The sequence below is a fragment of the Rhodomicrobium sp. R_RK_3 genome (assembly GCF_002198715.1).
In the GTDB taxonomy this organism is placed as follows: Bacteria; Pseudomonadota; Alphaproteobacteria; order Rhizobiales; family Rhodomicrobiaceae; genus R-RK-3.
This window is the reverse complement of record NZ_MWLK01000037.1, coordinates 81,659-105,939: the sequence shown is the minus strand read 5'-3', so window position 1 is coordinate 105,939 and position 24,281 is coordinate 81,659. Positions and strand designations below refer to the sequence as shown.

The 24,281-nt window shown below is 65.9% G+C and carries 21 protein-coding genes; 14 read left to right on the top strand and 7 right to left on the bottom strand.

The window, feature by feature from the left end:
* Positions 1 to 14 precede the first annotated feature (14 nt).
* Entirely contained in the window at positions 15 to 878 is an 864-nt protein-coding gene (gene dapF, locus BLEFHOIH_RS24005) for a diaminopimelate epimerase (protein ID WP_088348585.1), read from the bottom strand.
* 131 nt (positions 879 to 1,009) lie between these two features.
* Here dapF and BLEFHOIH_RS24000 point away from each other — a divergent pair, with 131 nt between their 5' ends.
* The gene (locus BLEFHOIH_RS24000) at positions 1,010 to 1,234 is read left to right on the top strand and encodes a hypothetical protein (RefSeq protein ID WP_088348584.1); all 225 of its coding nucleotides are present in this window, start codon (positions 1,010 to 1,012) and stop codon (positions 1,232 to 1,234) included.
* A gap of 451 nt (positions 1,235 to 1,685) precedes the next feature.
* On the top strand, positions 1,686 to 5,876 hold the full coding sequence (locus BLEFHOIH_RS23995) for a CheR family methyltransferase (RefSeq protein ID WP_170937355.1): 4,191 nt from the start codon (positions 1,686 to 1,688) through the stop codon (positions 5,874 to 5,876).
* Positions 5,877 to 5,896: 20 nt separating this feature from the next.
* Here BLEFHOIH_RS23995 and BLEFHOIH_RS23990 read toward each other — a convergent pair whose 3' ends face one another.
* Positions 5,897 to 6,388 carry a pyridoxamine 5'-phosphate oxidase family protein gene (locus BLEFHOIH_RS23990; protein ID WP_170937354.1) on the bottom strand — a complete coding sequence of 164 codons (492 nt, stop codon included), beginning with the start codon at positions 6,386 to 6,388 and terminating at the stop codon, positions 5,897 to 5,899.
* A 139-nt stretch (positions 6,389 to 6,527) separates the two neighbouring features.
* Here BLEFHOIH_RS23990 and nthA point away from each other — a divergent pair, with 139 nt between their 5' ends.
* The 3 genes from nthA to BLEFHOIH_RS23975 are packed head-to-tail and all read left to right on the top strand — an operon-like array spanning position 6,528 to position 8,195.
* On the top strand, positions 6,528 to 7,172 hold the full coding sequence (nthA, locus tag BLEFHOIH_RS23985; RefSeq protein ID WP_088348581.1) for a nitrile hydratase subunit alpha: 645 nt from the start codon (positions 6,528 to 6,530) through the stop codon (positions 7,170 to 7,172).
* Positions 7,169 to 7,828, top strand: a complete 660-nt coding sequence (gene nthB / locus BLEFHOIH_RS23980) for a nitrile hydratase subunit beta (protein WP_088348580.1) — start codon at positions 7,169 to 7,171, stop codon at positions 7,826 to 7,828. The genes nthA and nthB overlap by 4 nt, the downstream gene beginning before the upstream one ends.
* Positions 7,815 to 8,195, top strand: coding sequence for a nitrile hydratase accessory protein (locus BLEFHOIH_RS23975; protein WP_170937353.1), 381 nt, complete (start codon positions 7,815 to 7,817; stop codon positions 8,193 to 8,195). Before nthB ends, BLEFHOIH_RS23975 begins: the two co-directional genes overlap by 14 nt.
* A 264-nt stretch (positions 8,196 to 8,459) precedes the next feature.
* On the opposite strand, the gene BLEFHOIH_RS23970 is transcribed toward BLEFHOIH_RS23975, so the two are convergent.
* The 5 genes from BLEFHOIH_RS23970 to ybaL all read right to left on the bottom strand — a co-directional run bounded on the left by BLEFHOIH_RS23970 (position 8,460) and on the right by ybaL (position 12,799).
* A complete protein-coding gene (locus tag BLEFHOIH_RS23970; RefSeq protein WP_088348578.1) occupies positions 8,460 to 9,161 on the bottom strand; it encodes an SDR family NAD(P)-dependent oxidoreductase in 702 nt (233 codons plus the stop codon).
* Positions 9,162 to 9,173: 12 nt separating this feature from the next.
* The gene (locus BLEFHOIH_RS23965; protein WP_088348577.1) at positions 9,174 to 9,458 is read right to left on the bottom strand and encodes a DUF6510 family protein; all 285 of its coding nucleotides are present in this window, start codon (positions 9,456 to 9,458) and stop codon (positions 9,174 to 9,176) included.
* A gap of 1 nt (position 9,459) precedes the next feature.
* The gene (locus tag BLEFHOIH_RS23960; protein WP_245297174.1) at positions 9,460 to 10,224 is read right to left on the bottom strand and encodes a ferredoxin reductase; all 765 of its coding nucleotides are present in this window, start codon (positions 10,222 to 10,224) and stop codon (positions 9,460 to 9,462) included.
* Positions 10,217 to 10,837 (bottom strand): molybdopterin-dependent oxidoreductase, encoded by a 621-nt coding sequence (locus tag BLEFHOIH_RS23955; protein WP_088348576.1) that lies wholly within the window; start codon positions 10,835 to 10,837, stop codon positions 10,217 to 10,219. Before BLEFHOIH_RS23955 ends, BLEFHOIH_RS23960 begins: the two co-directional genes overlap by 8 nt.
* 183 nt (positions 10,838 to 11,020) lie before the next feature.
* On the bottom strand, positions 11,021 to 12,799 hold the full coding sequence (gene ybaL / locus BLEFHOIH_RS23950) for a YbaL family putative K(+) efflux transporter (RefSeq protein WP_088348575.1): 1,779 nt from the start codon (positions 12,797 to 12,799) through the stop codon (positions 11,021 to 11,023).
* A gap of 508 nt (positions 12,800 to 13,307) precedes the next feature.
* Here ybaL and BLEFHOIH_RS23945 point away from each other — a divergent pair.
* The 9 genes from BLEFHOIH_RS23945 (at position 13,308) to xsc (ending at position 24,148) form a co-directional block, all read left to right on the top strand.
* Positions 13,308 to 14,273 (top strand): tripartite tricarboxylate transporter substrate binding protein, encoded by a 966-nt coding sequence (locus tag BLEFHOIH_RS23945; protein WP_088348574.1) that lies wholly within the window; start codon positions 13,308 to 13,310, stop codon positions 14,271 to 14,273.
* A gap of 46 nt (positions 14,274 to 14,319) precedes the next feature.
* Positions 14,320 to 14,844: a tripartite tricarboxylate transporter TctB family protein gene (locus BLEFHOIH_RS23940; protein WP_088348573.1), complete on the top strand. Its 525-nt coding sequence runs from the start codon at positions 14,320 to 14,322 to the stop codon at positions 14,842 to 14,844.
* A gap of 42 nt (positions 14,845 to 14,886) precedes the next feature.
* A complete protein-coding gene (locus BLEFHOIH_RS23935) occupies positions 14,887 to 16,419 on the top strand; it encodes a tripartite tricarboxylate transporter permease (protein ID WP_245297173.1) in 1,533 nt (510 codons plus the stop codon).
* Complete coding sequence (locus BLEFHOIH_RS23930; protein ID WP_245297172.1) at positions 16,416 to 17,828, top strand: aldehyde dehydrogenase family protein; 1,413 nt, start codon at positions 16,416 to 16,418, stop codon at positions 17,826 to 17,828. Before BLEFHOIH_RS23935 ends, BLEFHOIH_RS23930 begins: the two co-directional genes overlap by 4 nt.
* Entirely contained in the window at positions 17,825 to 18,952 is a 1,128-nt protein-coding gene (locus tag BLEFHOIH_RS23925) for an ATP-grasp domain-containing protein (RefSeq protein WP_088348572.1), read from the top strand. Before BLEFHOIH_RS23930 ends, BLEFHOIH_RS23925 begins: the two co-directional genes overlap by 4 nt.
* Positions 18,949 to 19,830, top strand: a complete 882-nt coding sequence (locus BLEFHOIH_RS23920) for a CoA-binding protein (RefSeq protein WP_088348571.1) — start codon at positions 18,949 to 18,951, stop codon at positions 19,828 to 19,830. The genes BLEFHOIH_RS23925 and BLEFHOIH_RS23920 overlap by 4 nt, the downstream gene beginning before the upstream one ends.
* 255 nt (positions 19,831 to 20,085) lie before the next feature.
* Entirely contained in the window at positions 20,086 to 21,270 is a 1,185-nt protein-coding gene (locus BLEFHOIH_RS23915; protein WP_088348570.1) for a TAXI family TRAP transporter solute-binding subunit, read from the top strand.
* 186 nt (positions 21,271 to 21,456) lie between these two features.
* Positions 21,457 to 22,260 carry a hypothetical protein gene (locus tag BLEFHOIH_RS23910; protein WP_088348569.1) on the top strand — a complete coding sequence of 268 codons (804 nt, stop codon included), beginning with the start codon at positions 21,457 to 21,459 and terminating at the stop codon, positions 22,258 to 22,260.
* 115 nt (positions 22,261 to 22,375) lie between these two features.
* Positions 22,376 to 24,148 (top strand): sulfoacetaldehyde acetyltransferase, encoded by a 1,773-nt coding sequence (gene xsc / locus BLEFHOIH_RS23905; RefSeq protein ID WP_210191673.1) that lies wholly within the window; start codon positions 22,376 to 22,378, stop codon positions 24,146 to 24,148.
* Positions 24,149 to 24,281 lie beyond the last annotated feature (133 nt).

The window sequence follows — 24,281 nt, the reverse complement described above, 5'->3', positions numbered from 1 at the left end:
TTCGACAGATTCGTTCAATTCGCCGGCGCCGGCTCGCCGAACTCGAAGACGCCTTCATAGTCCAGATGCCACGGTCCCGTCATCAAAATGTGACCATCGGCCACGCGCCAGTCGATCATAAGGTTACCACCCGGCAAGCCGACGGTGACGCGGCGCCCGGTCAGCCCTTTGCGCGCCGTCGCGACGGCAGCGGCGCAGGCGGCGGTGCCGCAAGCCCGGGTCAGCCCCGCGCCGCGCTCCCAGACATGCAGGCGGATCTCCTCGGGCGATATGAACTCCGCCAGCGAGACATTGACGCGCTCCGGGAACAGCCGGTCATATTCGATGCGCGGTCCGATCTCGGCCAGATCATAGGCGGCGGCGTTATCCACCACAAAAATGCAATGCGGGTTGCCGACATTGACCACGCCGGGCGAGCGCAGGCTCGGCGCGCCGCGCGCATCGAAGCTGACGTCGAGATTGGCGGTGTCGCCGAAGGGGCGCGCCAACGGGATCTCATTCCAGCCAAATCGCGGCTCGCCCATATCGACCGTGACCAGCCCGTCCTCGCGGACGGCGGCATTCAGAATTCCCGCGCCGGTCTGGATGCTGACCTCCGGGCGTCCTGTTTCCCCTGCCAGCAGCGCGGCGACGCAGCGCGTTGCATTTCCACAGGCATTCACTTCCGAGCCGTCGGCATTGAGGATGCGCATGAACGCGTCGGCGCCGTTCGACCGCTCGATTACTATGACCTGATCGCAGCCGACGCCGCGCTCCCGGTCGGCGATCCGCCGCGCGGCCTTGGCATCGAGCCGCAACCCCGAAACGCGTGCGTCGAGCACGGCGAAATCGTTTCCAAGGCCGTTCATCTTGCGGAAGCTATGCTCGGTTTTTGTCATGCCGGTTTATATGGCGATGCCCCCGGACGACACAAATGAATTTCGTAATCTGGAATGAGACCAGCTAGGGTAGTTGTATCGGTCTCGCTCGCCCCTAAATCATTCATTCAGGAAAGGGCAAGGGTAGAACCATGAACCCAGGGCTCCTGATCACCTTGATATTGTCCGCCTCGCTGACGGCCAGCGTCATTGCGGGCGTTGCTGCGCCGGCGAAGCGCCGTCACCCGGGCTATTGGACCATTGCCGCGTTCCTGTTCCCGCCGAGCGTGATCCTGCTGCTGCTGCTGCCGGTCGGGCGCGGCGTCTACCACCAGAACGACCCCTATATCGACCGCGACGATCATGACGAGCTTTAGCGGCGGGTTGCCGGTGCGTCCCCGACCCGCTCGGCTTTCCGGCTTTCGTGACAAGTCATGCGTGGCGCGCTGAAGCTGCGCGCACATTCGAGTTTACCGGGCGGGAACTTCACCGGGCGCGCCGTGTTTTGCGTCGTTGGCATCCAGGTGGGCGGGGCCAATGCGGGGGCGGACCAGGTGCGACGGGCAGAATCGAGGGTAGGGGCTTGACCGCGGTTGAAATTACGCGGAGTTTCGCCGCGGAGGGTAACGCGGCGATACAGGTAGACGGCCTTCCCTTCGTTGTGTCACCAAACGCGGCGCCGTTTGTTTCCGCTCGACCTTGCCGGACCGATGTCAAGGATGAGCTTGGACGCTATTGATATTGCGGCATTATTTTCGGCCCCTGTCGATCCCCACAATTGCGGGGCAGGCGGATCGGAATGATGCCGACACCTGAAAGTTGAAGCCGGTGGAAGAATTCATCACCGCGCAACGGCCGCCATTCGTCATCGGGCTCTGCGCCACGGCGGGCAGTCTTGACGCGATCAAACGGTTCCTGAGCGCGCTCGGCCGGAACAATGAGCTCTGCGTCATCGTGATCCAGCCCGCTCGCCCGGATCACGATGAACTGCTATCCGCCAGCCTCGGCGACAGCGCCACGATGCCGGTCATCGAGATCGAGGACGGCCAGTTGCTGAAGCCCGGCCACATCCACACGGCCCTTCCCGGCGCCGTTTTCACGCTGCAGAATGGCGCGGTGCGCTACGCGGCGAACGGCGCGCGCAACCCGCGGCAATCCGTCGATCTGTCATTGCGGGCCATCGCCAAATCGGCCGGCCGGCGCGCCGCCGGCATCGTCTTCTCGGGCGATGGCTCGGACGGCCTGCTGGGATTGGAAGACCTCGCCCGGGTCGGCGCGCTGACGCTGGCGCAGGATCCAAGCCTTGCCGATGAGCGCACGATGCCCGAGGCCGCGATCGCCATGAGCGTCGTCGATGTCGTGGCGTCGCCCGAGCGGCTGGCCGAAGAGGTGCTGGTCTATTCCGCCCGCGTCGAGGACGAAAAGCGCAACGCCCCGGCGCCGGAAATCGACATCCACAATATCCGCGAAATCTGCACCGTGCTCAACGAGCTGACCGGCCACGATTTTCGCCACTATAAGACCAGCACGCTCGCACGGCGGGTGCTGCGCCGGATCAATGTCCTGCACTTGCCCTCGGCCGACGATTATCTCGTGCATCTGAAGGACAATCCGGACGAGGCGCGCGCGCTGATCCGCGACCTGCTGATCGGCGTCACGGCGTTTTTCCGCGATCCGTCCGCCTTCGAGGCGCTCACTGAGAACGCGCTGCGGCCGCTCATCGAGGCCGGTCCCGGCCCGATCCGGATCTGGACGCCCGGCTGCGGCACCGGCCAGGAAGCCTATTCGATCGCCATGATCGCCGCCGAGCTCGCCGCGCAGCAGAGCAAGCCGCCGGAAGTGCAGATCTTCGCCACCGATCTCGACGAGCGCGCCCTGAACATCGCCCGGCGCGGCGTCTATCCCGCGGACATTGTCCGCGATGTCAGCCCGGCGCGGCTTGAACGGTTTTTCGAGCGCAGCGGCCGGCGCTTTCAGGTCACCAACGAGCTGCGGCGGCTGATCACCTTTTCGCCGCACAACCTCATCTCCGACCCGCCCTTCTCCCGCCTCAACCTGATCTCCTGCCGCAACCTGATGATCTATCTGGGGCCGCATCTGCAGAAAAAGCTGATGTCGCTGTTCCATTACGCGTTGAAGGAGGACGGCTATCTCTTCCTTGGCTCGTCTGAATCGGTTGCCGGGCATGGCGAGCTGTTCCGCGTGGTCGATTCCAAGCACCGCATCGCCCAGCGCAAGGCGACCGGCGCCAAGGCCGTGGGCACGGCGCGCAATTCCGGGCACTCGCCCTTCGCGCTCGCCTCGCAGCCCCGCGAGAGCGGCGAGTTCGATCTCGGCGCCATGGGCCAGCGCATCATCCTGGACGAGTTCGCCCCGCCCTACGCCATCGTCGATGAGGACGCCCAGGTCGTCTATCTTTCGCAAAAGGCCGATGTTTTTCTGCAGGCGCCGGAGGGGCGCTTCATCAACAATATCCTGCGCATGGTCCGCAGCGGCCTGCGCGTCGGGCTGCGCGCGGCCTGGGGCGAAGCGCGCGAGACGCGGCGCAAATCAGTCTATGAGGGGCTGTCGGTGGAGGTCGACGGACGGCCCCACCGAATGCGCCTTACCGTGCAGCCGATGCCGGAGGCGGGGTATGAGAACGGCCTCTATATGGTGGTCTTCGACGCCAGCGACGTCGGCGCCGACGGCGTGCCGAGCGCCGTCGCCCATGGCGACACGGAACGCCTCGTCGAACAGCTCGAAGCCGAGCTTTTGCGCACCCGCGACGAGCTGGAGCGCGCCGTCCAGGATTTGGAAGCGGCCAATGAAGAGCTGAAATCCTCGAATGAGGAACTGCTCTCCATGAACGAAGAGCTGCAATCCTCCAATGAGGAGCTGGAAAGCTCCAAGGAGGAGGTCGAGGCCGGCAATCAGGCGCTTGCCGCCGCCAATGCGGACCTGCAGAACCTTCTGCGCTCCACGGAGATCGCCGCAATTTTCATGGACGGCGAGGGCCGGATTCGCGGCTTCACCCCTGCCGCCTGCACGCTCTACAATCTGGTCCCGGGCGATGCCGGGCGCCCGCTCAGCCATTTCACCCATCATTTCGAGCGGCTGGAGCTGCCAAGCCTGACCGATGGCGGCGCACGGGTCGAGAGCGAGGCCGTCACCACCGAGGGCCGCACCTTCCTCGTGCGCGTGACACCCTACCGCAATGCCGACGGCGTGCCCGACGGCACGGTGCTGACCTTTATCGACATCACCGAGCAGAAGGCCGCGCAAAAACGCCTCGCGCGCGCCGAAGCCGAGGCCGCAGCGCGCCTTGCCGAGCTGGAGAGCATCTACGCCGCCGCGCCCGTGGGCCTTGCCCTCTTCGACACCGAATTCCGCTATACCCGCGTCAACGAGGCGCTGGCCGAGATCAATGGCCGCCCCGCCGCCGAGCATATCGGCCGCACCATCTACGACATGGTGCCCGAAATCGCCGCCCAGATGGAACCTATCCTTGCCCGCGTGCTGGACACCGGCGAGCCGGCCGGCCCCCTGGAGATCGCCGGCGAAACCGCCAGATTACCGAGCAAGGAGCGGGTGTGGCTCGCCAATGTCTCGCCGATTCTCGATGCGCCCGATCGGGCGAGCGGCATCAGCTTCTCCTGTCTCGAAGTGACCGACAAGCGCGAGACCGAGGCCGTTCTGAAACGCACCCGCGACCAGCTCCGCGTTGCCCAGGAGATCGCCAATGTCGGCACCTTCGAATGGAACATCCGCGATAATGTGAATAGCTGGAGCCCCGAGCTCGAACGGCTTTACGGCGTTGCCCAGGGCCGTTTCGGCGGCACCTATGAAGCCTGGACCGCCGCCGTCCATCCGGACGATCTCGCCTCGACCGAAGCGCTGCTGCAAGCGTCTCTGCGCTCGGGCCATTTCGAGGCGGAATGGCGGGTCAAACGGCCGGGCGGCGAGACAATCTGGGTCGCGGCGCGCGCGCTGGTTGAGATGGACGAGTCGGGTCTGCCCTTCCGCATGATCGGCGCGCAGTTCGACATCACCGAGCGCAAGAAGGCCGAGCAGGCGGTCGTCGGCAGCGAGGCACGGCTGCGGCGCCTGCTCGACAATCTCTTCGCCTTTGTCGGCGTCTTGTCGCTGGACGGCGTGCTGCTCGAGGCCAATGCCGCGCCGGTCGACATCGCGGGCATCAAGCGCGAGGACGTGATCGGCAAGCCCTATTGGGATACCTATTGGTGGAATTTCTCCGAGGAGTCGCGCGAGCGGCTGAAGGGATCGTTCCAGCGCGCCCTGGCCGGGGAGACCGTGCGCTACGACGTCGAGATCCGCATTGCCGACGAGCGCATCATCATCATCGATTTCCAGCTCGCGCCGTTGCGCAACGAAACGGGCGAGATCGTCGAAATCATCCCCTCCGGCATCGACATCACCGAGCGCATCCAGGTCGAGCGCCAGCGCGAATTGCTGCTGAAGGAGCTGAACCACCGCGTAAACAACACGCTGACCACCATCCAGGCCATCGCCGTGCTGTCGGCGCGCGACGAGCAATCGCCAAGAGCTTTCCGCGATGCGTTTCTCGGCCGGTTGCAGGCGATGGCGCGCGCGCATGACACAGTGATCGGCGAGACGGTGTCGGGATCGCTGACCGACCTCATCATGCGCCAGGTCCGTCCTTACGCTTCACATGACGAAACGGCGCTCTGCCTTGGCGGCCCGGAAGTCCCTCTCAGCCCAACCGAAGCGCACGGCCTCGGCCTCGTGCTGCACGAGTTGGCGACCAATGCCACCAAATATGGCGCGCTCTCGACCACGGGCGGCACGGTGTCGCTGTCCTGGACCGTCACCCTGCCGGAGCGGCTGCTGACGCTCGAATGGGTGGAAAAGAACGGACCGGCGGTGAAGGCGCCCTCGCGCAAGGGTTTCGGTTCGCGGCTGATCGAGCAGACGATGAAGGGCCTCTCGGGCCGCTACACGCCGCGATTCGACAATGGCGGCTTCCACGCCGAGCTGGAATTCCCGCTCTCGGAATAGGCCGGCCGAGCGCCCGATCTCTAAAGCGCGACCTTGGCATGCTGCCCGGCATCCGTCTCGGCCTTCTCGCCTTGCAAAATCGCTTTCACGCCCTCGAAGGCGTAGCGGAGGCCGTGCAGGCCGGAATTGTCCCAGAACTCGCCCTCGAGCGCTTCCAGCTTGATGATGCAGAGCGAGGGATCGTCCTTGCCCTTCGGAAACCAGGCCTGCCAGGCATTCGACCACAGCCGGTCGATCAGCGCGCGGTCGCGCAGCACGCGGGCATTGCCGGTGATGTAGGCGAATTGCGTGGCGCTCTGGAAGGAGATCATCGCCTGCGGATTGGCCTCGATCTCGGCGATCTTGGGGGAATCCAGGCTGGTGGCGAAATAGGCGTCGGCATCGGGCTTCAGCTCAGCCACCGCCATCGGGCGCGCATGAAAGCCGCCGCCGGGCTTGGCGGTGACGAACATCACATTGTGAAAATCCTTCACCAGCTCATAGAGATGCTTATGCGGGTCGGTCTCGGCCATCGGTCCCTCCGAAATCACGCGATCGTTCACTGCGGCAACGTTGCTTGGCCATCGCGAGTTCCGTTTGGGCGAGCCGGGGGATTGCATTTGCTTGCGGAAGCGGCAGTATGAACGGCGATCAGGCCACCGGAGGATTGCCATGGCACATGACGAGCCGCATGGCGCGCATCACCATCATGACCACGAGCACGACGCGCACGGACTGCCGTCCGAGCCGGATCTGAAGGTCCGCGCCATCGAGACGCTGCTGGTCGAGAAGGGATTGATCGACCCGGCCGCGCTCGATGCCATCGTCGACAGCTACGAAAACCGCATCGGCCCGCGCAATGGTGCGCAGGTGGTGGCGCGCGCCTGGACCGACCCGGACTACCGCGAAAGGCTGCGCGCCGATTCCACCGCCGCCATCGCCGAGCTTGGCTATAGCGGGCGAGGCGGCGAGCACATCGTCGCGGTCGAGAACGCGCCAGGCGTCCACAATCTCATCGTCTGCACCCTGTGCAGTTGCTATCCCTGGCCGGTGCTCGGCCTGCCGCCGACCTGGTATAAATCCGCCGCCTACCGCTCGCGGGCGGTGATCGATCCGCGCGGCGTTCTGGCCGATTTCGGCGTCACCCTGCCCGCCGACACCGAAATCCGGGTCTGGGATTCGACCTCCGAAATCCGCTATATCGTCATCCCCGAGCGTCCCGCCGGCACCGAGCATCTGGGCGTCGAGGAACTTGCCGCGCTGGTGACGCGCGACTCGATGGTCGGCATGGGATTGCCGAAGGCGGTGGCGGCATGAACGGGCTGCACGATCTCGGCGGCATGCACGGCTTCGGGCCGGTCATCCCGGAGCCGGAGCGACCGGTTTTCCACGCCGAATGGTACAAGCGGGCGCTCGCGATGACCGTGGCGATGGGCAATTGGGGCCGCTGGTCGATCGATGAATCGCGGCACGCGCGGGAAACGCTGCCGCCGGCGGATATGGTCAATCTCAGTTATTATGAGCGCTGGACGGCCGGCCTGGTGACGCTGCTGCTGCGGCATGGCTTCGTGACGCGGGACGAGCTGCGCGAGGGGCGGGCTGATGCAAATGCCGCCCGCGAGACCCCCGCGCTCACCGGGCCTGAGGTCGCGGCGGTGCTGGCGCGCGGATCGCCGAGTGCGAGGGATCTGGACCGCCCGCCGCGCTTCCAGCCGGGCGACCGCGTGCGAACGATAAACGCGCATCCGCCGACGCATACGCGGCTGCCCCGCTACGCGCGCGGCCATGTCGGCGAGATCGTGCTCTATCACGGCCCGCATGTCTTCGCCGACGCCCGCGCGCACCGCAAGGACGCGCCTGCCGAGCCGCTTTACGCCGTGCGCTTCGCCGCCCGCGAGCTTTGGGGGCCCGGCGCCGAGGCCGGGCATAGCGTGACGATCAATCTGTGGGAGCCGCATCTTGAGCCGGTCTGAGCCAGAACCCGAGCGCCCGTTCGAGGAGCCATGGCAGGCGAAGGCTTTTGCGCTCGCCGTGCATCTTTCGGAGCGCGGCATGTTCGGCTGGAAGGAATGGACGCAGTGTTTCGCCGAAATCGCCCGCGCCAATGAGCGGGCGCCGGGCATCTCCGAGGCCACGGCCTATTGGCGCAATTGGGTGCTGACCCTGGAGCGGATGCTGGTCGCGCATGGAGTCGCCTCGGACGATGTGCTGCACATGCTGACCGACGCCTGGGACGAGGCCTTCCACACGACGCCGCACGCCCAGCCCGTCCTGCTGCCGGAGGAGGTCACGCGCGGCCTCGCGGCGCCGACTGTCGTCCCGGGCACCGCGAAGCGGTGATTGGGACCCAATGGCCGATCCGCGAACGCTGCGGCAAGGGAATTGGCGAGCAGGCCTCGCCTCTTGCGGCCAAATTTCGGGTTTATGACTACTGGATCTCCGCCTTCCCGGGGATCTCGAAAACTGGGTCGACCTAATCTCACCGGGCTCTAGCGGTGAGTCCGCAACCCCTGATCGGCAAACTTCGCGTGCTCACCCTCTCGCCTTGGCGAGGGTTGGGCTGCGGCAACCGGCTGCGTGTTGCTCCATCAGAATGATCCCGCTCTAAAACCTTTCCACCCAGGGCCGCAGTTCGATCTCCCAGCTCCAGGCGCTCCGGTCTTGCTGCAGGACATGCAGATAGCTCTCCGCGATCGCATCGGGGTCGAGCAGCGAATCCGGGGCGTCGGCTGGCTCCGTCCGACCCGGATTGCGGATGCCGCCGTCGATGACGAAATGGGCGACGTGGATGCCTTGCGGCTGCAATTCGCGGGCAAGGCTCTGCGCGAGGCCCCGCAGCGCGAATTTGCCCATCGCGAAGGGCGCTGAGTTCGGATAGCCCTTCACGCTCGCCGAGGCGCCGGTGAACAGGATCGCGCCGTGTCGGTTGGGCAGCGCGCGCTTGGCGAAAGCCTGCGCCACCAGGAAGCCGCCATAGGCCGAGACCGCGATCGTGTTGGCGACGGCGGCGGGCTCCAGCTCGATCAGCGGTCCGCGCGTGCGGCCGGAGGCGTTGTACACCACCACATCCGGCGATCCGCCGAGCGCGCCGTCCATCGCCGCGAACAGTGCCTCGACCTGATCCGACCGGGTCGCGTCGCAGGCGTGCACGGCGGCGCCGGTCTCGGCGGCAAGCGCTTTCAGCTTGTCCGTATTGCGGGCGGCGACGCCGATTTTGAGCCCTGACTTGGCAAAGAGCCGCGCCACGGAGGCGCTGAGCCCATCGCCCGCGCCGACGATCAGCGCGCGTCGATATACCGGTTTCATATGCGGCCTCGTTCAGTTGGCGTCCGGGGTCGGCGTGAAGGTCAGGCTGCGGAAGCCCTGCATGTCGAGCCAGACGCCGCGCGGCGTACGGGCGGCGCGGAGCAAAACATTATCGCAATGAGGGCAGCGCAGGACGGAGCCCATCGCGCTGGCGAACAGCCGGGCCTCGGCGAACGGGCCTTCGCTGCCACAGCCGGCGCAGATGCCGGTGGCGGTGGTCATGTCGCGCCAGAACATTTCGCCGAGCAGACCGGCGGCGGCATTGCCGTCGAGCGGCTGAAGATCACTCTCGCTCATCCTATCCTCCTGACGGGCCGAAACGCTCGGTCTTGATGCGTGCGGCGTCGATGCCGAGCTCGACCGACGCCTGCGCGGCCGTCTCGACCATCGGCGTGGGACCGCAGATGAAGAGGTTCGGCGAGGCCAGCGCCGGCACGCCCAATTCCTCCAGCATCGCCTTGTCGACGCGCCGCCGGAAGCCTTGCCAGCCCTGGGGCTGCGCACGCGTCAGCGTGTGGACGATGCGCAAACTCGGATCGGCTGCCGCCAGCCGCTCAAGTTCGTCGCGATAGATGATCTCGTCCCAATTGCGCGAGGAATAGACGAGCAGCGCCGGCTGCGTGGGACCGGCGATGGCGCGGTGGCGCAGCATCGCCATCAGCGGCACGACGCCCGAGCCGCCGCCGATCAGCACCAGCGGGCCGGGCTGCCGCTCCGACCAGACGAAATAGCCGCCGATGGGGCCGCGCAGCTCAAAAATGTCGCCGGGGCGGAGTTCGCCGGTGAGATAGGGCGACACCTCGCCGTCGCTGATGGTCTCGACGGTCAGCTCCAGCAGGGGCGCTTCGGGCGGCGAGGCGATGGAATAGCTGCGCTGCGCCTGGTAGCCGTCCTCGGCGGTCAAACGGACATCGACATGCTGGCCCGCGAGATGGCCGGGCCAATCAGCGACCGCCAGCGTCAGGCTGCGGACGCGCGGCGTGTCGTCCCTGAGGCTGACGACCTCCGCGCGGCTCCAGAGCAAGCGGCGCGGCACGCCCGCGACGGGCTGCGCCTCAGTCACCGGTATAGCGCTGCTCGCGCCACGGATCGCCGTAAATGTGATAGCCGAGCGATTCCCAAAAGCCGGCCTCGTCCTTCTCGATGAAGCGGAGGCGGCGCACCCATTTGGCGCTTTTCCAGAAATAGAGATGCGGAACCAGCATCCGCGCCGGTCCGCCATGCGAGGGCGCCAGCGGCAGGCCGTCATATTGCGTGGCGACCATGCCCATCCCGTCTTTCAGATCGGCGACCGGGACATTGGTGGTATAGCCGCCGTCGCAATGCAGCATGGTGTATTCGGTCGGCGCTTCGCTGAGCCCGGCGGCTTCGAGCAGGGTGTCGAAGCTGACGCCGCGCCACTGCGTGTCGAGCTTGGACCATTTGGTGACGCAGTGGATGTCGGTCTTGAGGTCGGTCTGCGGCAGCGCCTGGAACTCGGTCCAGTTCCATTTCGCCAGCAGCGAACCGCCGAGCTGGAGCGCAAAGCTCCAATTGTCGACGCTGATCGACGGCGTCGGCCCGGCCGACAGCACCGGGAAATCGGTGGTGAGGTACTGGCCGGGCGGAACGCGGTCGCGCTGCTCGGTCTGCGGCTTGCGGGAGCGGAACCCCCGGGAAATTGGCGGCTCGGTCATCGGGACTCCAGAGAGCGAAAGGCGTTGCAGCGCGAAGGCTAACATAAGCCTAGGCTCTCCCGCCAATGCCAAGCTTTTGATGCGGCCACCGCCGTTAACGAAGCGGAAACGACACGGCGATGGCGGAGGTTACCAGATACGTCTCGCGATCCGCGCGTCCGCAGCCTAAATTTACGATCCCGTCTAAGCCGAATCCGCCGCGGGCGCGGCTCCCACCATCGACTGGATGAGCGCCAGCGCGATCTCACGTTCGCCCATGATGACGCTGTCGGCGCCCAGCTTGGTCAGGTGGTCGACCTCGGCGTCGGAATGGGCGCGGGCGACGATCATGATGCCAGGATTGGTCTCTCTCGCGCTCTCGGTAATCCGCCCCGCCTCGAAGGCGTCCGGAATGGCGATGATGAGGCTTTTCGCGCCGCGCAGATTGGCCAGCTCCAAAACCGATGTCTCGGCCGCGTTGCCGGCGATCGCCTCGATGCCCAGCGCCCGCGTCGAGGCGACCCGCATATCGGCATCCTCGATCACCAGGAACGGCGCACCCGCGGCCTTCAGCTTCCGCGCCACGATTCCGCCGACGCGGCCGAAGCCCACCAGCACGGCATGGCCGCTGAGCCGGGTCGGTTTGGCCTCCTGCTCGCCGGTATCGTCGGCGCTCGACGTTACCACATCCGGCGCGGGCTCGATGGGCGCGGGGCGGACCGGCTCGGCGGCGGGCGCGGGCGACCGGCCCAACGCCGCCTCGAGCGCGGGCCGCATCCGGTCACAGAGATAGAACACCAGCGGGTTCAGGATGATCGACAGGATCGCCCCGCCCAGGATCAGGTCGCGCCCCTCCGGCGGCAGCAATTTCAGCCCGACGCCGAGTTCGGCCAGGATGAAGGAGAATTCGCCGATCTGCGCGAGGCTCGCGGAAATGGTCAGCGCCGTCGACACCGACTTGCCGAAGGCCAGCACGATCAGGAAGGCCACCACCGACTTGCCGGCCAGGATGATGAACAGCACGCCCAGCATCGGCAGCGGCTCAGTCCACAGGATCGCCGGGTCGAACAGCATGCCGACCGAGACGAAGAACAGCACCGCGAACGCATCGCGCAGCGGCAGGCTCTCCTGCGCCGCGCGCTGGCTCAGCTCGCTTTCGGCCAGGATCATGCCGGCGAAAAACGCCCCCAGCGCCAGCGACACGCCGAACAGCTTCGCCGCCCCGAAGGCGACGCCGAGCGCGATGGCCAGCACGCCGAGCCGGAACAGCTCGCGCGAGCCCATATTGGCGATGCGGTGCAAAACCCAGGGAATGAATTTGCGCCCGACCAGCAGCATCAGCGCCACGAAGGCCGCCACTTTCAGCACGGTGAAGGCGAGGACGCCGGCGATGCCGAGATCGAAGCCGAGCACCGCATTGACCGGCGCGCCGGACGCCTGGGCGGCGCCGTTGCCATTGGCGATGCTGGCGACCGCCGGGATGATTACGAGCGCCAGCACCATGGCGAGGTCTTCGACGATCAGCCAGCCGACCGCGATCCGCCCGCGCTCGGTCTCGACGAGCCGCCGGTCCTGCAGCGCCTTCAGCAGCACCACGGTCGAGGCGACCGACAGCGCCAGCCCGAACACCACGCTGCCGCCATGCGACCAGCCCATCGCCATGCCGAGCGCCCAGCCCATCAAGGTCGCGAGGCTGATCTGCGCGATGGCGCCGGGCACGGCGATGCCGCGCACATTGAGCAGGTCCTTTAGCGAGAAATGCAGCCCGACGCCGAACATCAAAAGGATGACGCCGATCTCGGCGAGCTGCGGCGCAAGGCTCTGATCGGCGACGAAGCCGGGCGTGTAGGGACCGCACAGCACGCCGGCGACCAGATAGCCGACCAGCGGCGGCAGCTTCAGCCGGTGCGCGGCGGCTCCGAGAACGAATGCCAGAACGAACCCCACGACGATGGTGGAAATCAGCGGGGTGTCATGCGGCATGGTCCAATGCTCCGATCGATTTTGCCTCCTTGCGGGTTTTCAGATTACATCCATTAAGATGAATAAGTCCGGAACCGCCGTCCCATTCACGTCTGCGTGAGCTTTCTCACAGCTATGCATCGTCAGGAGCGGCAATCCGGGCCGCATGACTATTGAGTTGTTTTACAACATATTTCACTAAAACCTGCGTAAAATACGTATATCCAGAAACGAGAAATATTTTGGATGAACACTCTGAAAGCTCATCTGCCGATTCCCCTCCGCGCGAGCTCAGCCTATTCGGGCAACGGTGAGCAAACTAAGCTAATTTTCGCTTGCGGACCGCTGTGGCGCGTATACATACCCTGTCCGTGTATATGCTGATACTCCACGAATCCGGGTGGACAACTGATTCCAGAAGCAGCAGCATTGCCGCCGGCGCGCTCAGCAGAGCTTGTCCTCGCGTTTTCTCAAGCGCCCCGTCGGGGCTCGGAACGCCAATCCCAATCGGTTTGGAGGAGTCTGGATCATGTTTCGTCACCCGAGAACGGCAATCGCATGGGGAGGCGCACTGCTCGCCGCGGCAGCGTTGGCGGGCGCACCCGCGGTGGCGCAGGACAAATATCCCTCCCGGCCGATCGAGCTCATCGTGCCGTTCGGGCCCGGCGGCGGCGCCGATCAGCTCGCGCGGCTGACGGCCAAGCTCGTCGAGCCGGTCATCGGGCAGGGCGTGCCGGTCATCAACGTACCCGGCGCGACCGGGGCGACCGGCATGGCCAAGCTGATCGCCGCGCCCGCCGATGGCTATTCCGCCGCCATCTATATCGCCGACACCCACGCGCTGCTGGCCGGACCGGACCCGCGCTGGAAGGTGGAGGATCTGAAGCCGCTCGCGGTGATGATCCAGCAGCCCTCCGCGATCCTGGTCGCCAAGGACAGCCCCTATAAGACCTGGGCCGATTTCGAGAAGGCCGCCAAGGACAACCCCGGTAAGCTGAAGGTCGCGACGGTCGGCTTCGGCAGCGTCGACGACTTCACGCTGAAACATCTCGAGGTCAAGGGCGGGGTGAAGGTCGTGCAGGTGCCGTTCTCCAAGCCGAATGAGCGCTATGTCTCGATCCTCGGCGGCCATGCCGATGCCCTCTACGAACAGCCGGGCGATGTCGCGCAATTCCTGAAGAGCGGCGAAATGCGCCCGATCCTGATCTTCGGCGACAAGCGCCTCGACGGCTTCAAGGACGTGCCCGCTTCGGCCGAGCTCGGCTATACGGTGTCGCTGCCGCAATTCCGCTCGATCGTGGTGCGCTCCGACACGCCGGCCGCCGAGATCAAGACGCTCTCCGACGCGCTGACCAAGGTCGCCGAGAACCCGGAATACAAGAAATTCCTCGAGGACAGCTATGCCGATCCGGACAGCTTCATGCCGGCCGACAAGAGTGCCGGATTCCTCGCCCGGCAACTCGACGACATGAAGAAGGCGGCGACCGGAAGCTGAGCCCCGCGCCTTCCGGCCTGGCGTTCCCGCGTAAGGGAGGTGACCCATGTTCTCGCAGCGACTGTCGATGGCGCTCCCTTACGCGATCCTGTTCGCGATCGCGGCCTGGTTCTTCTATCTCGCCGGGCAATTCCGCTTCACGCCGCGCGGCGACAATATCGGTCCCGATTTCTGGCCGCGCCTCGCGCTCGGCGCGATGATGGCGATCTGCCTCGTCCAGGGGGTGCGCCTCGTCCTAACCGGGCGCGATGACGAGCCGGGGCTGACCGAAGGTTTTGCCGCCGAGGACGGCGCGGCGCCGCGCTCGTCCCTCCTGCTCGCCGCCGGCGTGACGCTGACCCTCGCCTATGGCGCGCTGGTCACCGTGCTCGGATTCCTCATCGCGACCTTCGCCTTCATGGTGCTGTTCAGCTATGCCGGGCATTTGCGCGCGCATCGCACCATCTGGCTGTCGAGCGCGCTCGGCGCCGGGCTGATCGTCATCCTGTTCCAGAAGGTGGTCTATGTCTCGCTGCCGCGCGGCATTCCCCCCTTCAGCCATCTGACCGACCTGTTTCTCGGACTGTTCTGATCCGGCAAGGCCCGCCCCGGCGCGCCATCCTTGGGAGGTTTTGTGGATACGCTGCTTCAGCTCGGTCACGGCCTTTTGGTCTGCCTGCAGCCCTTCAACCTGTCGATGCTGATGATCGGCATCGCGCTCGGGATGCTGGTCGGCGTGCTGCCGGGGCTGACGCTGGTGATGGGCGTGATCCTGGTGCTGCCCTTCACCTACCAGATGGACGTCGCCTCCGGCATCATCCTGCTGACGGCGATGTATGTCGCAGGCACCTATGGCGGCGCGTTCACCGCGATCCTGTTCGGCATCCCCGGCGAGCCCATCGACGTGCCGCTCCTTTGGGACGGCTACAAGATGGCGCGCGCGGGACAGCCGGCGGAAGCGCTGGGCTGGACGCTGATCGCGGCGGGCGGCGGCGGCATCATTTCGGCCATCATCATGGTCGCCCTGACCGAGCCGCTTGCGGAAGTGGCGCTCAAATTCTCCTCGCCCGAATATTTCGCGGTGATCCTGTTCGGCCTCGCCTCGGTCGTCGCGCTCGCCCAATCCTCGCTGGCGAACGCGCTGATCAGCCTTTGCCTCGGCCTCGTCATCGCGACCGTCGGCACCGATACGACCTATGGCACCAGCCGCTTCACCTTCGGCCTGCCGATCCTGGAAGACGGCATCGAATTCCTGGTGGTGATGGTCGGCGCCTATGGCGTCGGCGAGGTGCTGGCGCGGCTGGAGCGCGGCTATGCGGGCGCGCCGGTGACGCAGACCGCGACCGCGCGCACCGAGCTGCCGTCCTGGCGCCAGTTCGCCGCGATCAAATGGACCTTCATCCGCAGCACGCTGCTCGGCAATATCATCGGCATCATCCCGGGCGCGGGCGCGACGGTCGCTTCCTTCGTCAGCTACGGCGTCGAGGGGCAGGTCGGGCGGCGCAAGGCGCAGCTCGGCACCGGCATCCCGGAAGGCATCGTCGCACCGCAAAGCGCGGCGACGGCCTCGGTCGGCGGGGCGATGATCCCGCTTTTCGCCATCGGCATTCCCGGCAGCGGCGCGACAGCGGTCATTCTCGGCGCCTTCATGCTGAAGGGCATCCAGCCGGGCCCGCAGGTGCTCCTGCATTCGGGCGAGCTGATCTACGCGATTTTCGCCTCGGTCTTCCTCGGCATTTTCATTATGTGCGTACTCGGCTATTTCGCCATCCGCCCGCTGGTGCGCATCCTGGATTTTCCCGAAGCGGTGGTCTCGTCCTTCGTCATGGTGTTCTGCTTCATCGGCGCCTTTTCGATCCGCTCCAGCGTCGTCGATCTCTGGCTGATGATCGCCTTCGGCCTCGTCGGCTATCTCTTCGACCGGCTAAGATTCCCCATCGCGCCTTTGGTGCTCGGCGTCATCCTCGGGCCGCTGGCGGAGGAATCCTTCCTCAACACCATGATCAGCTTCGGCAATGACTGGACCGTGTTCTTCACCCGGCCGATCTCCGGCACGCTGATGGCGCTGACATGCCTCGCGCTGGTGCTGCCGCTGCTCGGCGCGCTGCGGCACTGGCTATGGCCGCACGATTTCGAGGAAACACCGCATTCGCAAGGCTCGCCATGAGTTCAGTCGCCGGGATCATCGCCGAATTGATGCAGCGGGCGCGGGCGGCGCAGGGGCCGTTCGGCACGGCGAGCCAGGAGCGGGCGGACGACGCAGTGCGGGCGCTGGCATGGTCGCTCTACGATCCGGCCCATGCGCGCGAGCTGGCGGAACTCGCCGTCGCAGATACAGGGCTCGGCAATGTCGCGGACAAGATCGTCAAGAAGCAGCGCAAGACCTTCGGCACGCTGCGTGATCTGCTTAGGCAGAAATCGGTCGGGATCATCGAGGCGGACCCGGCGAAGGGCATCGTCAAATATGCCAAGCCGATGGGCGTGATCGCCGCCGTGACGCCATCGACCAATCCCGGCGCGACGCCCGTCAACAAGGCGATGATGGCGCTGAAGGCCCGCAATGCGGTGATCGTCGCGCCCTCGCCGCTCGGCTATAAGACGACGGCGCGGGCCGTCGAATTCATGCGAGATGAGCTTCGGGCTGTGGGATTGCCTGCCGATCTGGTGCAGGTGATCCCGCAGCCCGTCACGAAGGAGCTCACCGAGGCGCTGATGCAGGCCGCCGATCTGGTCGTCGTCACCGGCAGCCAGGACAATGTCCGCCGCGCCATGGCGAGCGGGACGCCGGCCATCGGCGTGGGCGTCGGCAATGTGCCCGTCATGATCGACGCGAGCGCCGATCTGGCCGACGCGGCGCGGAAGATCTGCGCCTCGAAGATCTTCGACAATGCGACGTCGTGCTCGTCGGAAAATGCGGTCGTCATCGTCGACAGCGTTTATGAGGCGGCCATCGCGGCGCTGAAGGACGCGGGCGGCTATCTCTGCTCGCCGGCCGGGAAGCAGGCGGTGCAGCGGACGCTCTGGCAGAACGGCAAGCTCAACCGCCACCTGATCGCCAAGCCCGCATCGCTGCTGGCTGAAGCCTTCGGCCTGCCGCCCGAGGCGAGTGAGGCGAAATTCTTCATGGTCGAGGAGAGCGGCGTCGGCCGCGATTTCCCGTTGTCGGGTGAAAAACTGTCGCTGTTGCTGACGGTTTACCGCGTGCCCGACTTCCAGGCCGCCAAGGCCAAGCTGCGCGCCATCCTCGAGTTTCAGGGCAAGGGCCATTCCGTCGGCATCCACACCCGCAAAGAGGACCACGCGCGGGAGCTGGCGGAGGATCTTGATGTGGTCCGCGTGCTGGTGAATTTCGCGCACACCTTCGGCAATGGCGGCGGCTTCGACGGCGGGCTGCCGTTCACGCTCAGCATGGGCTGCGGCTCCTGGCAGAAGAACACAATTTCGGAGAATCTGAGCCTGAAGCATTTCCTCAACATCACCCATCTGGTTACCCGCATCCCGGAGGACAGGCCGTCCGAGGCGGAGCTGTTCGGACCGCATTGGCGGCTCATCGGCCAAAAGGAGGATGAGCGCTGAATTTCCTCGAACACATCGCCAAGGCGCATGTGCTGGCGCCTGCGGGCATCGCGGTTCCGCGCTCGGTGCTGTGCGCTTCGGCGGAGGAGGCGCGCACCGCATTTGCCGAAATCGGCCCCTGCATGGTCAAGGCGCAAGTGCCGGCCGGCAAGCGCGGCAAGGCCGGCGGCATTCGCAAGGCCGACAGCCCGGAGCAGGCCGCCGACGCCGCAGCCGCGAGCCTCGGCATGGAGATCGACGGCCACCGCGTGGACAGCGTCCTGCTCGAAGCGCGGGCGGAGGTGGCACGCGAATTCTACGCCGCCATCATGACCGATTTCCCCGCCGCCCGGCCGCTGGTCCTGTTCTCCGCCGAAGGCGGCATGGACATCGAGGAGGTCGCCGCCGCCCACCCCGGCGCGCTGCGCCGGCTGCATGTCCCGCTGTCGCAAGGGCTGACGCAAGCGGCGGCGGACGCCATGCTCGGCGGCCTCGATCTCGGCCCGGCCCGCGCCGCCATCGCCGATGCGCTGACCAAGCTCTACCGCGCCTATCGCGACACCGACGCCGAACTCATCGAGATCAACCCGCTCGCTTTGCTGGCGGACGGCTCCATCGCCGCACTCGACTGCAAGCTCATCATCGACGACGCCTCCGCCGAGCGCCAGCCGCAGCTCGCCGCCCTCGCCGCGCCGGAAAATCTCACCGCCCTCGAACGGCGCGGACAGGCCGCCGGGCTGAAATTCATCGAGCTCGACGGCGATATCGGCCTGCTCGCCAACGGCGCCGGGCTGACCATGACCACCATGGACGTGATCGCCCATCTCGGCGGACGCCCGGCCAATTTCCTCGAAATCGGCGGCGAGGCTTACACCAAGGCGGAGATCGCCCTCGGCCTCGTGCTGGCGCATCCGCGGATCAAAAGCCTCGTCGTCAATTTCTGCGGCGCCTTCGCCCGCACCGACGTGATGGCCGACGGCGTCACCGCCGCCTGGCAAAAGCTCAAGCCGGACATCCCGGTCTTCTTCTCGATCCACGGCACCGGCGAGGACGAGGCTGTGCGCATCGTCCGCGACCGGCTCGGCCTCGAACCTTACGACCTGATGGAGGACGCCATCCAAGCCGCCATCGAGGCCGCGCGATGATCTACCGCAAGGGCCAGCGCGTGCTCGTGCAGGGCATCACCGGCAAGCAGGGCAGCTTCTGGACCGGCAAGATGGCCGAGTGCGGCACGGTCATCGTCGGCGGGGTCAATCCGAAGCGCGCGGGCGAGACGCATCTCGGCCTGCCCGTCTTCGCCTCGGCGCAGGAGGCGATGGCGCGGGCGCCGTTCGACATCGCCGTCATGTTCGTACCGCCTGCCGGGGCGCGCGATGCCGCGCTCGACGCCATCGCGGCGCGGGCCGCCGGCCTCGTCATCCTGACCGAGCACATCCCGGCGCAGGACGTGCTCGCCATCCGCGAAGCGGCGGCGGCTTCGGCCACGCGCATCGTCGGCCCGAACACCGCCGGCATCGTGACGCCCGGTGCGGGCTTCGTCGGCATCATGCCGGGGCATAACCCCAACATCTTCCAGCCGGGCCGCATCGGCGTCCTGTCCCGCAGCGGGAGCCTGGGCACGCTGATCTGCCTCAACCTCACCCGAGCGGGGCTCGGCCAATCCGCTTTCATCGGCATCGGCGGCGACCCGATGATCGGCACCACCACGCGCGAAGCGCTCGCCGAACTCGACGCCGACTCGGCCACCGAGGCCGTGGTGCTGGTCGGTGAGATCGGCGGCGGCATGGAGGAAGCGGCGGCGGACTATGCCGCGCGCATGAGTAAGCCGGTCGTCGCCTTCATCGCCGGACGGGTCTCGCCGCCGGGCAAGAAGATGGGGCACGCCGGCGCCATCGTCACCGGCCATGCGGGCAGCTACGCCGGAAAGCGCGCCACGCTGGAGGCGTCCGGCGTCTCCGTCGCGGACACGCCATCGCAGATCCCGGCACTGCTGCGGTCGCGCCTCTCGACATCTTGCCGTTAAGCATTGTCTATCCAGAATATCCCGTATTCGTAGTTTTACGAATGGTACTCCCGCCAATTTCGCGCCCTTTTCCGCGAATATATTGAATTCATACAGAAATACTTCGAAAAATCCGCGCCGGAGCAATCTGTTAGCCTGCGCGCGTGCGGCGCATTGCTAGAAATAACGCAATTTAACCTGCTTTCACCGCACGAATTCTGCCTCATTTCGAACAAATTAAACTAATCCTTTAAGGTTTCGAGCGAGGAACTCCCCATGAATTGGCTGAATAGAGTATTGCGTGGCGCCGTCTTTGCGCTCACGGCGACTACCTCCTTGTCCTTGCAGCAGCAGGCCTTCGCCCAGCAGCAGCCAGCGCCCTCGGCCTATGAGGACCGCAAGCGCGAGGTGAATGAGAACGTCGTCACGATCATGGCCTCCGGCACCGCGAGCCCCTACACCATCTTCGCCGAGGACATGCAGAATGTGCTCGACCAGCAGGGCACGCCCGGCGGCCTGCGCGTGCTGCCGATCCTGGGCCGGGGCGGCGGCGCCAACGCGCTCGACACGCTGCTGCTGAAGGGTGTCGACATGGGCATCCTCGAGCAGAGCGACCTCGACATCGCCAAGAAGAAGGACCCGGCGGTTTTCGCCAATGTCGAGAACCGGCTGCACTACATCGCCAAGCTCGCCAATTCGGAATTGCAGCTCCTCGCGCGCAACGAATTTAACAGCCTGCGCGATCTGGAAGGCAAGAAGGTCAATTGTTTCAAGAAGGGCAGCTCGACTCAGATCGTCTGCGAGAAAATCTTCGGCCTGCTGAAGATCAATATCGAGCCCGTCTATCTCGACCAGTCGGAGGCCAATGCCAAGCTGAAGACCGGCGAGATCGCCGCCGCCATTCGTTTCGCCGGCGCGCCGCACAACGCCTTCACCGGCTTCAAGGCCGCCGACGGCCTGCATTTCCTGCCGCTCGACGCCGAGACGCTGTCGCCGGACGATTTCGCCAAGCTGATCCAGCTCTATTCGCCGGCTCTGCTCAAGAACGAGCACTATCCCGAGCTGATTCCCGCCGACAAGCCGGTGCCGACCATCGCAGGCGCCATGCTGCTCGTCGTCTATAACTGGCCGCCCGAGACCGAACGCTACCGGCGCGTCGCCACCTTCGTCAACGAGCTGTTCACCAATATCGATAAGTTCAACGGCCCCGGCCGCCATCCCAAGTGGAAAGAGATCAATCTGGCCGCCAACGTCCCCGGCTGGAAACGCTTCCGCCCGGCGCAGGAATGGCTCGACAAATGGGCGCTGGCCGAGAAGAGCGCGACAAGCGAGATGCGCGTCGCCTTCGACCGCTTCCTGAAGACCAAGGGGCCGATCGAGAACAGTTCCCCGGAGCGGCGCGAGGCCCTGTTCTCGCAATTCGTCCAATGGTGGAATTCGCAGAAGACATCGCAGCGCTGAAGCATTGACGGCAAGGCGAGTCGGCTTGTCCCGCCCTCGCTCAAAATCGAAAAATGTCCATTCGTTTTCATAGCGCAAGGCAGCGGCCCCTGATCCTTCCTCTTCCCGGAGAGCATCGGTCAGGGGCGGCCGCCTTCCGCCCGCAAGCCATTGATTTTCGCCCCCTCTCGCAGAGAAAGAGCCCTTGTGCATAGCCCTCGACGGGAGAAGGCCGCATTTTGGCCCCGCGCCCTGATTGTCTCGATATTTCTGGCGAATGCCGGCCTGGCTTTCGCCGCGCCCGTGGACCGGATGCCGCCGGTCATGCCGCCCGGCATCCTGCACAAGGTGCAGGCCACGCCGGCCGGCTTCAGCGTCAGCGACGTCTCGGGGCTTCCGGGGCGTCCGATCCCGCTAAAGATCCATGTCGAGGGCGTCAGCGAAAAGAGCCCCGGACAATTGTTCATCTTCACCGGCATCCCCGATGGGGTGATGCTCAATCTCGGCGGTTTCCTCGGCGATTTCTGGGCCGTGAACTCCAAGATCGTCGACCAGCTCACGTTGACGGCGCCGGAGAACTTCGCCGGCACCTTCACCATCCGCATCAAGCAATCGGGCGGCAAGGCCGGCAGCGCCCCCCGCGTCGCCAGCTTCACCGTCACCGTCGGCGAATTCCGGGCGCAGCAGACCTCTGCCACCACCGCCGACCCGCTGCCCAGCGCCGCCGCCAAGCGCAGCCCAAACGAGCAGATGCTGCTCAGCCGGGCGCGCGACAAGTTTCAGAATGGCGACGTCTCCGGCGCGCGGCTGATCTTCGAATATCTGGCCTCGCAGGGCAGCCCGGTCGCCGCCATGGCGACGGGCGAGACCTATGATCCCGAGGTGCTGAGCCAGATGGCGGTGATGGGCCTCGAAGCAGACGCCGGACGGGCGCAGCTCTGGTACCAGAAGGCCGAACAGCTCGGCAGCGCCGAGGCGCGCTCCCGCCTCAAATCGCTGGCGACGCGCTGAGGCTGGACGATTTTCCGCGCGGAAATCGCCCCGCCTTGCCGGCAATCGGCTAGCATGGGCGCAACGGGCAGAAGCGAAAACGCCCCCGTCCAACGCCCAACCCAAGGAGCCAGACATGACCGTGACCGACCGCGCCGCACCCCGGCCGCTCTTGGAGACGCAATCCCGGCAGATGGCCATGTCGGCCTCGGAAGCCTTCGTCGAAACGCTGGTGGCGCAGGGCGTCACCCATGTTTTCGGCATCGTCGGCTCGGCCTTCATGGATGCGCTCGACCTGTTCCCCGCAGCCGGCATCCGCTTCGTCCCGGTGGCGCATGAGCAGGGCGCCGGGCATATGGCGGACGGGTTTTCGCGCGCCTCGGGAACGCACGGCGTCTGCATCGCGCAGAACGGGCCGGGCGTCACCAATTTCGTCACCGCCATCGCGGCGGCCTATTGGGCGCATTCGCCGGTCGTCTGCATCACCCCGGAGACCGGCTCGAACACCCAAGGGCTCGGCGGCTTCCAGGAGGCGGAGCAATTGCCGTTCTTCGAGAAAATCACGAAATATCAGGTCCATTGCGGCAACCAGCCCCGCATTCCCGAACTGCTTAGCCGTTGCTTCGACTACGCGATGATCGAGCGCGGGCCCACGCAGTTCAACATCCCGCGCGACCTGTTCTACGGCAATATCGACACCATCATCCCCCGGCCCATCGAGGCCGATCGTGGCCCCGGCTCCGCCGCCAGCCTCGCCGCCGCCGCCGACCTGATCGCCGAGGCCGAATTCCCGGTGATCCTTTCCGGCGGCGGCATCGTCATGGCCGATGGCGTGGAGGAGGTCCGCCGCCTCGCCGAGCACCTGCAGGCGCCCGTGGTGAACACCTATCTGCACAATGACAGCTTTCCCAAAAGCCACCCGCTCTGGACCGGGCCGATCGGCTACCAGGGCTCGAAAGCGGCGATGAAGCTGCTCGCCCAGGCCGATGTGGTGATCGCGCTCGGCACCCGTCTCGGGCCGTTCGGCACGCTGCCGCAGCACGGCATCGACTATTGGCCGAAAGCCGCCCGGCTGATCCAGGTCGACATCAACCCGCGCAAGATCGGGCTGGTGAAAAAGACCGATGTCGGCATTTGCGGCGATGCGCGGCTGGCGGCGGTGTCGCTGCTCGAATTGCTGCAGGCGAGCAACCGCACCGTCCGCGCCCATGCGACGCGGGACCGGCGCCTTGCCGAGATCAAGGCGCAGAAGGACGCCTGGGAAGCCGAGCTCAACGAATGGGGCCAGTCATCCGGCTCGCCGATCGGACCGCGCAGGGCATTGCGCGAGCTCGAGAAAGCGATGCCGGATGGCGCCATGGTGACGACCGACATCGGCAATATCTGCTCGGTCTCCAACAGCTATCTGCGCTTCGAGGCGCCGAGCAGCTTCTTCGCCGCGATGAGTTTTGGCAATTGCGGCTATGCCTTCCCGACCGCCATCGGCGCCAAGGTCGCGCGGCCGGACCGCCCGGCCATTGCCTATGTCGGCGACGGCGCCTGGGGCATGAGTTTCGGCGAAACGCTGACCTGCGTGCGCGAGAACATTCCCGTTGTCGCGGTGGTGTTCAACAACCAGCAATGGGGCGCGGAGAAGAAGAACCAGATCGATTTTTATGCCGACCGCTTCGTGGGCACCAATTTGGAGAATCCGAGCTTTGCCGGAATCGCCAGGGCGATGGGCGCGGACGGGGTGACGGTCGATCATCCGGACATGATCGGCGACGCTCTGAAGGCGGCGGTGGCGTCGAACCGGCCGACGGTGCTGGAGCTGATGGTGACGCAAGAACTCGGCGATCCGTTCCGCCGCGACGCGCTGAAGAAGCCGGTGAGGCTGCTGGACAAGTACAAGGCGCTGAGCGTGGAGTAGCGGCTCCGTCGACGCGACCGTCAGAGCCGGAGCCTTGCTGCCGCGTTGCCGCGCAAAAGAAACCGGACATGCGGTGCATGTCCGGTTCACCGGGGGCCGGGACGACAAAGGGGGAGCCTTGGGTCGACCGGCG